The 12,527-nt window shown below is 72.4% G+C and carries 14 protein-coding genes; 6 read left to right on the top strand and 8 right to left on the bottom strand.

What is annotated here, in order from left to right:
* Positions 1–16 precede the first annotated feature (16 nt).
* The gene (locus DJ010_RS15420; protein ID WP_146207368.1) at positions 17–1,183 is read left to right on the top strand and encodes a DUF5667 domain-containing protein; all 1,167 of its coding nucleotides are present in this window, start codon (positions 17–19) and stop codon (positions 1,181–1,183) included.
* Positions 1,184–1,289: 106 nt separating this feature from the next.
* Here DJ010_RS15420 and DJ010_RS15415 read toward each other — a convergent pair whose 3' ends face one another.
* The 5 genes from DJ010_RS15415 to DJ010_RS15395 all read right to left on the bottom strand — a co-directional run bounded on the left by DJ010_RS15415 (position 1,290) and on the right by DJ010_RS15395 (position 5,565).
* Positions 1,290–2,462 (bottom strand): lysophospholipid acyltransferase family protein, encoded by a 1,173-nt coding sequence (locus DJ010_RS15415; protein ID WP_109695344.1) that lies wholly within the window; start codon positions 2,460–2,462, stop codon positions 1,290–1,292.
* Positions 2,455–3,522, bottom strand: a complete 1,068-nt coding sequence (locus DJ010_RS15410) for an NAD-dependent epimerase/dehydratase family protein (RefSeq protein ID WP_109695342.1) — start codon at positions 3,520–3,522, stop codon at positions 2,455–2,457. Before DJ010_RS15410 ends, DJ010_RS15415 begins: the two co-directional genes overlap by 8 nt.
* 60 nt (positions 3,523–3,582) lie before the next feature.
* Positions 3,583–3,684 carry a 30S ribosomal protein bS22 gene (locus DJ010_RS15405; protein WP_008356322.1) on the bottom strand — a complete coding sequence of 34 codons (102 nt, stop codon included), beginning with the start codon at positions 3,682–3,684 and terminating at the stop codon, positions 3,583–3,585.
* A 275-nt stretch (positions 3,685–3,959) separates the two neighbouring features.
* Positions 3,960–4,172 (bottom strand): helix-turn-helix domain-containing protein, encoded by a 213-nt coding sequence (locus DJ010_RS15400; RefSeq protein WP_109695340.1) that lies wholly within the window; start codon positions 4,170–4,172, stop codon positions 3,960–3,962.
* A 193-nt stretch (positions 4,173–4,365) separates the two neighbouring features.
* A complete protein-coding gene (locus DJ010_RS15395; protein WP_109695338.1) occupies positions 4,366–5,565 on the bottom strand; it encodes an acetoin utilization protein AcuC in 1,200 nt (399 codons plus the stop codon).
* Between the two features lie 96 nt (positions 5,566–5,661).
* Between DJ010_RS15395 and DJ010_RS15390 the strand changes: the two genes are divergently transcribed.
* The 3 genes from DJ010_RS15390 to DJ010_RS15380 are packed head-to-tail and all read left to right on the top strand — an operon-like array spanning position 5,662 to position 8,139.
* The gene (locus tag DJ010_RS15390) at positions 5,662–7,077 is read left to right on the top strand and encodes an MFS transporter (protein WP_109695336.1); all 1,416 of its coding nucleotides are present in this window, start codon (positions 5,662–5,664) and stop codon (positions 7,075–7,077) included.
* Positions 7,078–7,118: 41 nt separating this feature from the next.
* Positions 7,119–7,736: a TetR/AcrR family transcriptional regulator gene (locus DJ010_RS15385; RefSeq protein WP_211318818.1), complete on the top strand. Its 618-nt coding sequence runs from the start codon at positions 7,119–7,121 to the stop codon at positions 7,734–7,736.
* 7 nt (positions 7,737–7,743) lie between these two features.
* A complete protein-coding gene (locus tag DJ010_RS15380) occupies positions 7,744–8,139 on the top strand; it encodes a DUF1304 domain-containing protein (protein WP_109695332.1) in 396 nt (131 codons plus the stop codon).
* Between the two features lie 11 nt (positions 8,140–8,150).
* Here DJ010_RS15380 and abmR read toward each other — a convergent pair whose 3' ends face one another.
* A complete protein-coding gene (gene abmR, locus DJ010_RS15375; RefSeq protein WP_109695330.1) occupies positions 8,151–8,660 on the bottom strand; it encodes an ATP-binding transcription factor AbmR in 510 nt (169 codons plus the stop codon).
* A 216-nt stretch (positions 8,661–8,876) separates the two neighbouring features.
* Between abmR and trpS the strand changes: the two genes are divergently transcribed.
* On the top strand, positions 8,877–9,836 hold the full coding sequence (gene trpS / locus DJ010_RS15370) for a tryptophan--tRNA ligase (RefSeq protein ID WP_109695328.1): 960 nt from the start codon (positions 8,877–8,879) through the stop codon (positions 9,834–9,836).
* A gap of 55 nt (positions 9,837–9,891) precedes the next feature.
* Complete coding sequence (locus DJ010_RS15365; protein ID WP_109695326.1) at positions 9,892–10,575, top strand: HAD family hydrolase; 684 nt, start codon at positions 9,892–9,894, stop codon at positions 10,573–10,575.
* A 139-nt stretch (positions 10,576–10,714) separates the two neighbouring features.
* On the opposite strand, the gene proC is transcribed toward DJ010_RS15365, so the two are convergent.
* The gene (gene proC, locus DJ010_RS15360) at positions 10,715–11,518 is read right to left on the bottom strand and encodes a pyrroline-5-carboxylate reductase (RefSeq protein WP_109695324.1); all 804 of its coding nucleotides are present in this window, start codon (positions 11,516–11,518) and stop codon (positions 10,715–10,717) included.
* Between the two features lie 19 nt (positions 11,519–11,537).
* Positions 11,538–12,503, bottom strand: coding sequence for a proline dehydrogenase family protein (locus tag DJ010_RS15355; protein ID WP_109695322.1), 966 nt, complete (start codon positions 12,501–12,503; stop codon positions 11,538–11,540).
* Positions 12,504–12,527: the final 24 nt, after the last annotated feature.

Genomic DNA, 12,527 nt, shown 5'->3' with positions numbered 1-12,527 from the left:
ATCAAGGGTGGAGAGCATGACGGGGGCCTACGTGAGCAGGCGCCGTGCCGAGGAATTCGACGCGCTGCTGACTGCTCCTGCCCGTGAGCAGGAAGCGGCCACCGAGCACGCCGAGCTGCTCGAGCTGATCGGCGCGCTGAGCGCCGTGCCCGTCGTCGAGGCCCGCCCCGACTTCGTGCTCGACCTGCGCAGCCGGCTGGTCGTCGAGGCGGCCCGGATGACCCGTCCCGTCGACGACGCGGTGCGGGTCCGGCTCACGCCGCGCCAGCGCTCCGGCGCCCGCGAGCGCCGCGCCGCGACCGTGCTCGGCGGCTTCGCGATCGTCGCCGCCACCGGCTCGATGGCCATGGCATCCCAGTCCGCGCTGCCGGGCGACGTGCTCTACCCGGTCAAGCGGGCGATCGAGAACGCCCAGACCAATCTCCAGTCCGACGACGCCGCGAAGGCGCGCACGCTCCTCGCCCACGCCGAGAACCGGCTGGCCGAGGCCGAGCAGCTCACCGCCGAGGGCGCCGACGCCAAGACCGTCGCCTCCACGCTGCAGGACTTCACCGACCAGTCCAACCAGGCCGCCGAGCTCGCGCTCGACGAGTACGCCTCGACCGGCGACCAGGACGCGATCGGCGACCTGCGCACCTTCGCCGACGACTCGATGGCCGAGCTCAACAGCCTCGGCGACGTCGTGCCGACCGAGGCACGGCCGGCGCTGATCACCGCGGCGCAGTCGGTGCAGCAGGCCGACACCGCCGCCTTCCAGCTCTGCCCGACCTGCGGCAACGGCGACGTCACCGAGCTCCCCGAGTTCGCCACGATGTCGCTCGCGCGCAGCCTGCACGGCCTCCTCAGCCTTCAGGAGACGCCGCTGACGATCGACGGCGTCCTCGACACCGAGAAGGTCGAGAAGATCGCCAAGAACGAGGACGGCAAGACCTCCGACCAGGAGCCGCAGGGCACCGAGACCCGGACGCCGCCGACCTCGACCGACGACACGCCGACCGTGCCGCCGGTCGACCCCGATGTGGACCCCGACGACGTGTCCGGTCCGCTGAAGGACCTCGGTGACCAGATCAAGGACGGTCTCGACGCCGGCGGTCAGGTGACCACCACGACCGTCAACGAGACGCTCAACGGCGTCGTCAACGGCATCGGCGAGCTCGTCGACGGCCTGCTGGGTTCGAAGTAGCCGACGATCCGGCCCTGCGTGCAGACGCCGGCCGACCTCGTGCCGACCGGCGCACCGGCCCTGTCTCCGCCCGGAGCGGAGACGCGCTCGGCCGACTCTCGGCCGACTACTTGAAGACCGACTGGCGCTGCATCAGCAGGCTGTAGAGCGTCTGCTGGATCGTCTCGCGCACCTGGTCGGTGACGTTGAAGACCAGCATCGGGTCCTCGGCGGCGTGGTCGTCGTACTCGTCGGTGCGGATCGGCTCGCCGAACTCGAGCAGCCACTTCGACGGTAGCGGCACCATCCCGAGCGGACCAAGCCAGGGGAACAGCGGCGTGATCGGGATGTAGGGCACGCCGAGCAGCCGGGCCAGCGCCGGCACGTTGCCGACGAGCGGGTAGATCTCCTCGGCGCCGACGACCGACAGCGGCACGATCGGGACCTGGGTGCGCAGGGCGGCCGAGACGAAGCCGCCGCGACCGAACCGCTGCAGCTTGTACCGCTGGGAGTAGGGCTTGCCGATGCCCTTGAAGCCCTCGGGCCACACCCCGACCAGCTCCCCGCCGGCCAGCATCCGCTCGGCGTCCTCGTTGCACGCGAGGGTCGCGCCGCCCTTGCGTGCGACCTTGCTGACGAACGGCAGCTTGAAGACCAGGTCGGCGCCGAGCGCCCGCAGGTGCCGGCCGGTGTGGTCGTGGACCATCGCCATCGTCATCAGTGCGTCGACCGGGATGGTGCCCGAGTGGTTGGACACGATGAGCGCGCCGCCCTCGGCGGGGATGTTCTCGGCGCCGCGGACCTCGACGCGGAACCACTTCTCCGCGATCGGCCGGACCGCGGCGAGGAAGAACCGCTCGGTGATCTCGGCGTCGAACCCGAACTCGTCGACGACGTAGTCGCCGGTCAGCCGCCGACGGAGGAAGGCGAGGAAATGGGCGAGCTGGTGCTCCCACTGCTCGCCGAACACCTCGCGGGCTGCCGCCTGGAAGGCGTTCAGCAGGTCGCCGAGCGGGATGCCGGGGCCCTCGCGCTCCGAGAGCTCGAGCCGCGCGCTGGTGGCGGGCTGCTCGGAGGCGAGGGGCACGACGGGCTCGGTCTCCGGCGCCGGGACAGCAGCCTCGTCGGGGGCCGCCGCGGTCGGCGTCTCGGTCTCGGCGTCGGCGCGCGGCGGCTCGGACTTCGCGCCGCCGGAACGGCCCTTGGGCGCCAGGTTGCGCGCCGCGGCCGACGGGCGGGTGCCCGTGCCGCGACCGGGCCGGCCCCGCGTGCCGATCGGGATGATCTCGGCGTCACCCATCGCTGCCTCCGGTGCCAGTCAGTGCGGTCAGGGCGGGCGGGCGGTCGTCGCTGACCTCGGGCAGGCGGTCGGCGACGGCGCCGAGCAGCCGTTCGGTGCGGCCGCCGGTGGGCGGCAGGGTCGAGGCGAACTCACCGAACGCCTCGGCCGTGGTGTAGCGGGGCTCGAAGCCGAGCTCGGCGCGCATCCGCGTCGTGTCGACGCCGCGACCGTAGGTGAGGAAGGTGACCAGCTCCGGGGAGAGGTCGGCGAGGCGGGTGGACTTGAGCGCGGACCCCAGACCGCCGAACGCGAAGCCGGGCAACGGGACGCTGGGGCGCTGGAGGCGCCGCAGCGCCTGCGACAGCATCAGCACGTCGTCGCCGGCGATGTTGAAGGTGCCGTGCACGCCGGCGGTCACCGCGTGCCGGAGCACCCGGTTGAGGTCGGACTCGTGCAGGAACTGCAGGCGCGGGTCGAACCCGAGCACGGTGGGGATCACCGGGAGCCGGAAGTACGACGTCACCGGGCTGACCACGCCCGGCCCGATCACGTTGGCGCAGCGCAGCGTGGTGACGGTGACGTCGGGGCGGCGGCGGGCGAAGCCGCGCACGTAGGCCTCGACCTCGGCGGCGTCCTTGGCATAGCCCGTGCGGGCGCGGCCGCGCGGCTGCATGTCCTCGGTGAACATGGCAGGGTCGGCGCTGCTGGCGCCGTAGACGGTGGTCGTGGACTTCACGACCAGCTGCTGGAGGGACTCGGCCTTCTGGCACGCAGCGAGCAGCTGCATGGTGCCGATGACGTTGAGCTCCTTCATCGTGCCACGCGCCCCGGCGCTGCCGGGGGTGGCGATGACGCTCATGTGGACGACGGTGTCGACGTCCTCCCGCGCGATCACCTTGGCGATCACCGGGTTGCGGATGTCGGCGCGCACGAACTGCACGTCGCCGATGTCGCCGCGCGGCGGCATCACGTCGACGCCGATCACCCGCGCGACCGACGGGTCGGCGGCCAGGGAACGTGCGCAGGTGCGGCCGAGGTCCCGGGACACCCCGGTGACCAGCACGGTCCGACCGCTCATGCCCAATGTCTCCCGACTCCCCCAGCCAAAGGAACAGCTACGCCCCGCGCGGGGCGTGGGTCACTTGCCGAGCTTGCGGCGCTGCACCCGCGTCTTCTTCAGAAGCTTGCGGTGCTTCTTCTTGGCCATGCGCTTGCGCCGCTTCTTGATGACAGAACCCACGTGAACCTCTCCAACGCACCGGACCCCGTGGTCCGGCATCAGACGACCGCCGAGCCGACGGCGGTGTCGGACGACCCCGACAGCCTATCGGCCGGATCGAGCGGTTGGAGAATCAGGAGCGACGATGAGAGGAACGTCCCATCAGCGTGCGCGCGGTCGGCGTCCGTCTCACCGGGTCTCGATACACGCCGTCGCGAGCTCGTTCCTCGCTCGCGGGCGCACTCGACCTGGATGGCTTTTCGCGAGCTCCCTCGCTGACGCTCGGGACCTCGCGGTCATCCAGCGTTGTAGAAGGACTTCCGCAGGTACTCGTCCACGTCGCTCTCGGGCACGCGGAAGGAGCGGCCGACGCGGACGGCGGGGAGCTCACCGTTGTGCACCAAGCGGTAGACGGTCATCTTGGAGACGCGCATCATGGTCGCCACCTCGGCGATGGTGAGGAACTTCGGGTCCGGACGCGACTCGGACCGGTCCTGGGAGGAAGCCATGGCGAACCACCTTTTCTGCGCGTCCGTCACCGCCTTCCCCAGCCGTGATCTGCGGACGCCTGTCGTGAGAATAGGGCCAGATGTGACTCGTGGGGAAGGGATTCATCAGAGCAACTTTTGAGGCGTCGGCGTGTCGGCTTGCGCTCGGGCGCGCCGAGCGCCGCGAATGCCAGCCGTGTCAGGAGCGGCCGGATCAGGGCTGCGGGTCGAGCCCGTGGAGCGGGAACACCGCCATCCGGGTCGCGTGGACGGCGCGGTCGAGCCACGCGCCGGGGTCGTAGCCCTCCTCCCAGGGGCGGTACGACGTCCGGCCGGCGTCGGTCATCCGACGGGGTGCGTCGGCGCCGTACCGCTCCAGCGTGTACTCGCGCCAGGCGTCCGGCACCGGCTGCGCGGCGTCGAGCGGGCGGCCGGCTACCACCGCGAGCAGGTGGGTCCAGGCGCGGGGGACGACCTGGACGAGCGAGTAGCCGCCGCCCCCGGTGGCGACCCAGCGGCCGCCGGCGACCTCGTGGGCAAGGTCGTGGAGGGCGAGGTACGCCGCGCGCTGGCCGTCGACGCTCAGCATGAGGTGAGCCAACGGGTCGTCGGCGTGGGAGTCGCAGCCGTGCTGGGTGACGAGGACGTCGGGGCCGAACTCCCGCAACAGGGGCGGGACGACGGCGTGGAAGGCGCGGAGCCAGCCCCCGTCGCTCGTGCCGGGCGGCAGGGCGACGTTGACGGCGCTGCCGGGGGCGTCCGGCCCGCCGGTGTCGTCGGGGAAGCCGGTGCCGGGGAACAGGAACTGCCCGGACTCGTGCAGCGAGATGGTGAGCACCCGCGGGTCGTCGGCGAAGATCGCCTCGACGCCGTCGCCGTGGTGGACGTCGACGTCGACGTACGCCACCCGCTGCGCGCCGTTGTCCAGCAGCCAGCGGATCCCGATCGCGACGTCGTTGTAGACGCAGAAGCCGCTCGCCCGGTCCGGCATCGCGTGGTGCAGCCCGCCGGTGACGTTGGCGCTGTGCAGGCTCTCGCCGGTCCAGACGCGGCGGAACGCCTCGTGGCTGGCGCCGACGATGTGGGCGGCGGCGTGGTGCATGCCGCGGAAGACCGGGTTGTCGTCGGTGCCGAGCCCGCGTAGCTCCTCCCCGGGGCCGGGCTGTGCGCTCATCCGCTGGACGGCCTCGATCAGGGCCGGGTCGTGCACGGTGGCGACGAGATCGTCGGAGGCGATCGGCGCCGGCACCTGCTCGAGGTGGTCGAGCACCCCGCACTCCGCGGCGAGCCGCATCGTCAGGTCCACGCGCAGCGGCGCCATCGGGTGCTCGGGGCCGAAGTCGTACTCGGTCAGCGACGGGTCGAAGACGACGCTGGTCCGGCCGGCGCACTCCTCGCTCGGGCCCGTCGTCATGTCCGCAACGTACTCGCTGCCCGAACTCCTCTTGTCGTACACCAATGTTTGACTTATGATCCTGAACATCACTGTTCGACTTGACGGAGGATCCCGATGCAGACCACCTCGACGGCGGAGCCGGTGCCCCGGCCGGCTCCCGCCCCTCACCGATGGAAGGCGCTGGCGCTCCTCGGCACCGCGCAGCTAATGCTGATCGTGGACGTCACCGTGGTGGCCATCGCGCTGCCACACCTCGGCGCCGACCTCGACCTGACCCGGGAGGCGACCACCTGGGTCGTCACCGCCTACACGCTCGCCTTCGGCGGCCTGATGCTGCTGGGCGGGCGGCTCGCCGACCTGTTCGGCGCCCGGCGGATGGTGCTCGTGGGCCTGACCGTCTTCACCGCCGCGTCCCTCGCCAGCGGGTTGGCCGGAAGCAGCGAGGTGCTGCTCGGCGGCCGGGTCGCCCAGGGCGTGGGGGCCGCCTTGCTGTCGCCGGCAGCCCTGTCCGCCGTGCTGCAGCTCTTCGACGGCGACGAGCGCACCAAGGCGCTCGGCATCTGGTCGGCGCTCGGTGGCGGCGGTGCCGCACTCGGCGTGCTGCTGGGCGGGGCGCTCACGGCCGGCCCCGGGTGGCCGTGGGTCTTCTACGTCAACGTGCCGATCGGGATCCTCGTCGCGGTGGCGCTGCTGCGCCTCCTGCCCCGCAGCACGGAGCGGGGCGCCGGTGCACTCGACGTGCCGGGTGCCCTGCTGGTGACGGCCGCGACGGGCACCGCGATCTACGCGCTGATCGAGGCGGGCGACCGCGGCTGGACCGACGGTACGACGCTGCTCCTGCTCCTCGGAGCGCTCGCGCTCTACGGGCTGTTCGCGCTGCGCCAGCGCGCCGCGCGGTCCCCGCTGATGGACCTCCGCCTGCTCGCGCGGCGACCCGTCGCCGCGGGCACCTTCCTGATCGTGACCGCCACCGCGCTGATGGTCGCCGGCTTCTTCCTCGGCACGTTCTACCTCCAGCACCACGCGGGCCACGGCGCCTTCGCCGCCGGCCTGATGTTCCTCCCGGTCGCGGTGGCGACCACGATCGGCGCGACCGGCGGTGGGCACCTGATCGCCCGGCTCGGCGGGCGCGGCCTCGCGGCAGCCGGGTTCGTGGTCGCGGCGGCCGGGTTCGCCGTACCCGCTCTCCTCGACGGCACCACCGCCGTCGTCGCGGGCATCTCGTCCGGTGCGCTCGGGCTCGGCGCCATCTTCGTCGCGGCCTCGGCGACCGCGCTCGGCCAGGTCGCGGCCCACGAGTCCGGCATCGCCTCCGGGATCGTGAGCACGTTCCACGAGTTCGGGGCCTCGCTGGGCGCCGCGGCCATCTCGAGCGTCGCTGCCGCCAGCATCGGCGGCGCGACGACCGCCGGCTTCGTCGACGGCTTCACCCTTGCGACCGTCGTCGCGGTCGTCGCCGGGCTGGCGTCGCTCGTGCTGGTGCCGGGGCGGGCGCCGGGGGCCGGCCACGTCCACGGAGGTGTCCACTGACGGGCCTCCAGGAGGCACGGATCTCCTAGGCTGGCGTCATCGTGACCACGAAGACCACCGGAAGCAGCGCGCGACCGCAGCGCGCCGACGCCCGCAGGAACGTCGCGGCGATCCTCGACGCCGCGACGTCCTGCCTGGCGCGCGACCCCGACGCCAGCATCAGCGAGATCGCGAAGGCGGCCGGCGTCGGGCGCGTCACCCTCTACGGACACTTCGACTCGCGCGCGACGTTGGTCGCCGCGGTCGTCGAGCGGTCGATGCGCGAGTCGGACGAGGCGCTCCGCGGCCTCGACCTGTCCGGCGACCCGGCCGACGCGCTGGAGCGGCTGATCGAGGCGACCTGGAGGATCACCTTCCGGTACGGCGCGCTGGTGGTCGCCGCCGAGCGGTCGATGCCGGACGCCGACCTGGTGGCCGCCCACTCGCCGCACCGCGACCGGGCCGAGAAGCTCCTCGAGCGCGGGCGCGCGGAGGGGCGGTTCCGCAGCGACGTGCCGACCTCCTGGCTGATCACGGTGCTGCACACGGTCGTCCACGCGGCGGCGAACGCCGTCCACGACGGTGAGCTGACGGCCGAGGAGGCGCCGCGGATGATCAGGGCGACGATGCTCGGCGTGACCACGCCACCCGGTGGCGTGGTGCCCGAGGCTGCGCCATGATCGTCCGGTGCTGACGGTCGGACTGGTGCTGGCGGGGCTGGCCGCCGCGCTCCACCTCTACATCTTCTACATGGAGTCCCTGGCCTGGACCCGGCCGAGCACCCGCGCGGTGTTCGGCACGTCGGCCGAGGAGGCCGAGACCACCAAGGAGCTCGCCTACAACCAGGGCTTCTACAACCTGTTCCTGGCGATCGTCACCGCGATCGGCATCGCCGTCACGGGCGGCCAGGACGGGGCGGGGTACGACGACGCGGGTCCGGTGCTCGTGCTGGCCGGCGTCGGGTCGATGCTCGCGGCGGCCGTCGTGCTGGTGGCCTCGAACCCGGCTCGCGCCTCGGCCGCCACGAAGCAGGGCTTGCTCCCACTGCTCGCCGTCGTCGCCGTCGTCGTCGGGCTCGCGTAGGGCTCGGCACGTCACGCGGCAGGGCCGCGGCGTCGTACCTCCTCGACCTGGACGAGGGACTCGCGCAGGTCGGCCAGCCACTCGTCGGCGTGCTGCTGCACCAGCCGGACGCACCAGCCGAGCGCGTCGCTGCGGCTGCGGGCGACGCCGCCGGCGACCAGCAGGTCGAGCACGCGGCGCTCGGGCTGGCGGAGCCGGGTCATCACCGGCGCCGCCACGTGGGTGAAGAGGGTGCGGGTCCCGTCGCACTCCACGCCCCACGACACCTTGCGGTCGAACTTCCGCTCCGCCTCGCGGGCGACGGCCATCCGGTCGCCACGGGTGCGCTCGCGGAACTCCGCGACCTTCCCCTCGACGGTGGCAGCGCGCTCGGCGTCGGACGCGTCGTCCGCAACCTCGGGAGCCGGGACCCGGCCCACCACGGTGATCTCCTCGCGGTCGACGGTGACCTCGACCAGCTCCTCGAACAGCCCCTCGGGCAGGCGGCCGGCGAACCAGCCGCGGACTTCTTCTGTCGTCATGTAATCAAGATTACCTCCTTGCAGAAATGCGCCGCGCGGCGTCGGTCGCGGACGTGGGACCATGACGTCGTGCTGACTCCGACGACGTACCGCTGGTGGCCCGCCTGACGGCGGCCACCTGCTTCAGCACCTTCCTATCGACGGCCGCCCGCGGGCGGCCGTTCGTCGTACCCGACCCGAGTGGTCGTCCGCGGGCTCTCATCCCCTGGAGAACCTGTGACCCACTTGTCCCTGCTCAAGCCCACCGGGCACCTGACCCTCGGCAACCACCTCGGCGCGCTGCGGCCGATGCGCGAGCAGGCGGTCGACGACGTCTGCTTCTACGGCGTCGCGGACCTGCACGCGCTGACGGTCGCCCACGACCCCGCCCGGCTGCGCATCCTGGTGCGGGAGATGACGACGCTGCTGCTCGCCGTCGGTCTCGAGCCGGCGACGCTCTTCGTCCAGAGCCACGTGCCGGCCCACTCCGAGCTCGCGTACCTGCTGGAGTGCACCGCCCACACCGGCGAGCTGAACCGGATGATCCAGTTCAAGGAGAAGGGCCGGTCGAACCCGGCCACCCGCGCCTCGCTCTACACCTACCCGGTCCTGATGGCCGCCGACATCCTGCTCTACCGCGCCGCGCGGGTGCCGGTCGGCGACGACCAGCGCCAGCACGTCGAGCTCACCCGCGACCTCGCACTGCGCTTCAATCGCGAGTACGGCGAGGTGTTCACGGTGCCGGAGATCGTCACCCCGGCCGCCGGTGCGCGGGTGATGGACCTGCAGTACCCGACCACCAAGATGGGCAAGTCCCACGAGAACGGCGCCGGGATCGTGTACCTGCTCGACCCGCCCGACGTCGTACGGCGGAAGGTGGCGCGGGCCGTCACCGACTCCGACACCGGCCCCGACGCCGTCCGCCGCGACCGGGCCACGAAGCCCGGCGTGACGAACCTGGTGGACATCCTGGAGGCGTGCGGGGGCTCGGCCGAGGGCATCACGTCGTACGGCGCCCTGAAGGCAGCCGTCACGGACGCGGTGGTCGACGAGCTGGCCCCCGTGCAGAGGCGGTACGCCGAGCTCGCGGCCGACCCCGGTCGGGTCGACTCGGTCTTCGCAGCCGGTGCCGCGCGGTGCCGCGAGGTCACCGCGCCGGTGCTCGAGGCGGCCCGGATCGCGATCGGGCTGGGTTGAGGCTCGGCGAGGGTGGCCTGTCGGTGCTGTCGGAGGGTCTTGCGAGGATGGGCGCATGGCGGTCACGGGAGTCCTCTTCGACCTCGATGACACGCTGTTCGACCACCGCGGCGCGGCCGACCGTGGCCTCCGGGCGTGGCTGGCAGGGCTCGGGCTGGACGGGATGCTCGAGGACCACGCGGAGCGGTGGTTCGCCCTCGAGACCTACCACCACGAGCGCTTCCAGCGCGGCGAGGTCTCCCACGTCGAGCAGCGCCGGGCCCGGATCCGGGCGTTCCTGCCCGGCTGGGACCTCGCCGACGACGCGGTCGCCGACGACACCTTCGCGGGCTACCTCGCCTGCTACCGCGCGGCGTGGGCGGCGTTCGACGACGCGGCTGCCGCGCTGGAGCGGGCGCTCGGCGCCGGCCTGGCGGTCGGCATCCTCACCAACGGCGAGCAGAGCATCCAGGAGACGAAGATGCAGCGCACCGGACTGGCGTCGTACGACGTGCGCGTTTACGCGTCCTCCGCGCTCGGCGCCGCCAAGCCCGACCCCCGCGCCTTCCACCACGCGTGCGCCGACCTCGGCGTCGACCCGTCCGGCGCGGTGATGGTCGGCGACTCGCTGCGCCACGACGTGCGGGGAGCCCGGGCCGCCGGCCTCGGGTCGGTGCTGATCGACCGGGTCGGGCGCTACCGGGCGCACGAGGTGGCCGGCGTCGAGCGGATCAGGTCGCTGGCGGAGCTCAGCTGGTAGCTGGGCGCGCCGTGGAATACCCGGTCGACCGGGTGTTCATCGGGTTGTCAGCCTCTGCAATGGCTGACAACCCGTGGGATACCCGGCCGACCGGGTATTCCACGCCCGGCCCGTGAGCCCGGCCCGTGAGCCCGGCCCGTCAGCCCCCGCTCGCCAGCTCCCGCGACCGGTCCCGCGCGGCTTCGAGCGCGGCGAGGAACGCGGCGCGGACGCGGTGGATCTCGAGCTCGCGGAGGGCGGCGGCGGTGGTGCCGGCGGGTGAGGTGACCTGCTCGCGGAGCACGGTCGGGTGCTCGCCGGTCTCGCGGAGCATCGCGGCGGAGCCGACGAGGGTCTGGATCGCGAGCTCGCTGGCGGTGGTGCGGGGCAGGCCGAGGTGGACGCCGGCCTCGATCATCGACTCGACGACGAAGAAGATGTAGGCCGGGCCGGAGCCGCTGATCGCGGTGACGGCGTCCTGCTGCTTCTCCGGCACCAGGACGACCCGGCCGACGGAGGCCATCAGCTCCTCGGCCTCGGCGAGATGGGCCTCGTCGCAGTGGGAGCCGGCCGAGATCGCCGACATGCCCTGGTCGACGAGCGCGGGGGTGTTCGGCATGACGCGGACGACGGCGACTCCCTCGGGCACGTGCGACTCGATGAGGTCGGTCGTGATGCCGGCGGCCAGCGAGACGAGCAGCTGGCCGGGGCGGAGGACGTCGGAGATCTCGCGGAGCACGTCGACCATGTCCTGCGGCTTCACCACGAGCGCGACGGTGTCGGCCTTGGAGGCGGCTTCGACATTGGAGACGACGGCGACGTCGTACCGCTCCTCGAGCTCCTTGGCCCGCGCCTCGCGCTTCTCGCCGACGAGCAGCTGGTCGACGCGACGGCCGGCCCGGACCAGTCCGGACAGCAGGGTCTCGCCCATGACGCCGGCGCCGATGACCGCGGTCTGCTTCATGGGGAAAGGGTAGAGGTCCTCAGCTCTTCTTGATGAGCGACGTGAGGAAGAAGGACAGGTTCCGCGGGCGCTCGGCGAGCCTTCTCATGAGGTAGCCGTACCACTCGTTGCCGTAGGGGATGTAGACGCGCACCGTCTCGCCGGCGGCCGCGAGCCGGCGCTGCTCGGCCGGGCGGATGCCGTAGAGCATCTGGAACTCGTAGGTGCCCTGCGCGCGGCCGTACCGGCTCGCGAGCGAGGACGCGATCTCGATCAGCCGCGGGTCGTGGGAGGCGATCATCGGGTAGCAGTCGCCGTCGGGGCTGGTGTGGCCGAGCAGGATCTTCAGGCACCGCACGTAGGCCTTGTCGACCTCGTCCGGGTCGGAGTAGGCGACGTCGGACGGTTCGTCGTAGGCGCCCTTGCAGAGACGGACCCGGCTGCCGGCGTACGCGAGAGCGCGGCAGTCGGCCTCCGTGCGGTAGAGGTAGGCCTGCAGGACGGCACCGGTCTCGGGGAAGTCCTTGCGCAGCTCGCGGAGGATCACAAGCGTCTGGTCGGTGGTGGTGTGGTCCTCCATGTCGATGGTGACCGTGGTGCCGGCGTTGCGCGCGGCGCGGCAGATGGCGCGGGCGTTCTCGAGCGCGATCTTGCGGCCGCCGCCGGGCGCGACGTCGGAGTCGAGGGAAAGGCCGATCGCGGTGAGCTTGACGCTGACCTCTGCGCGCCGGGCCAGGCCCTGGGCGGAGAGCTGCTTGAGGAGCTCGAGGTACGCCGCCACCGTCGCCTCCGCCTGCTCGACGTCGGTCGTGTCCTCACCGAGGTAGTCGAGCGTGACGGCGATGCCGCCCTCGACCAGCTCCGCGGTCGCCGCGACGGCCTCCTCGGCGCTCTCGCCGGGGACGTACGACCTCACCACCGCAGCCGACACCGGGAGGGTCGTGATGAGGCGCTTCACCGCCTCGCTGCGCGAGAGGAGGAGGAGCGAGTCACGCAGGGGACGCATGCCTCCAACGGTACGACGGAGGCC

The sequence above is a fragment of the Nocardioides silvaticus genome (genome assembly GCF_003160695.1).
Classification (GTDB): Bacteria; Actinomycetota; Actinomycetes; order Propionibacteriales; family Nocardioidaceae; genus Nocardioides; species Nocardioides silvaticus.
This window is presented reverse-complemented; position numbering and strand designations above follow the sequence as displayed.

Excerpts from the sequence above, each read along its gene's own strand:
- DJ010_RS15420 (WP_146207368.1), top strand. The coding sequence starts at position 17 with ATGACGGGGGCCTACGTGAGCAGGCGCCGTGCCGAGGAATTCGACGCG.
- DJ010_RS15415 (WP_109695344.1), bottom strand. The coding sequence starts at position 2,462 with ATGGGTGACGCCGAGATCATCCCGATCGGCACGCGGGGCCGGCCCGGT.
- DJ010_RS15410 (WP_109695342.1), bottom strand. The coding sequence starts at position 3,522 with ATGAGCGGTCGGACCGTGCTGGTCACCGGGGTGTCCCGGGACCTCGGC.
- DJ010_RS15400 (WP_109695340.1), bottom strand. The coding sequence starts at position 4,172 with ATGGCTTCCTCCCAGGACCGGTCCGAGTCGCGTCCGGACCCGAAGTTC.
- DJ010_RS15395 (WP_109695338.1), bottom strand. The coding sequence starts at position 5,565 with ATGACGACGGGCCCGAGCGAGGAGTGCGCCGGCCGGACCAGCGTCGTC.
- DJ010_RS15390 (WP_109695336.1), top strand. The coding sequence starts at position 5,662 with ATGCAGACCACCTCGACGGCGGAGCCGGTGCCCCGGCCGGCTCCCGCC.
- abmR (WP_109695330.1), bottom strand. The coding sequence starts at position 8,660 with ATGACGACAGAAGAAGTCCGCGGCTGGTTCGCCGGCCGCCTGCCCGAG.
- DJ010_RS15365 (WP_109695326.1), top strand. The coding sequence starts at position 9,892 with ATGGCGGTCACGGGAGTCCTCTTCGACCTCGATGACACGCTGTTCGAC.
- proC (WP_109695324.1), bottom strand. The coding sequence starts at position 11,518 with ATGAAGCAGACCGCGGTCATCGGCGCCGGCGTCATGGGCGAGACCCTG.
- DJ010_RS15355 (WP_109695322.1), bottom strand. The coding sequence starts at position 12,503 with ATGCGTCCCCTGCGTGACTCGCTCCTCCTCCTCTCGCGCAGCGAGGCG.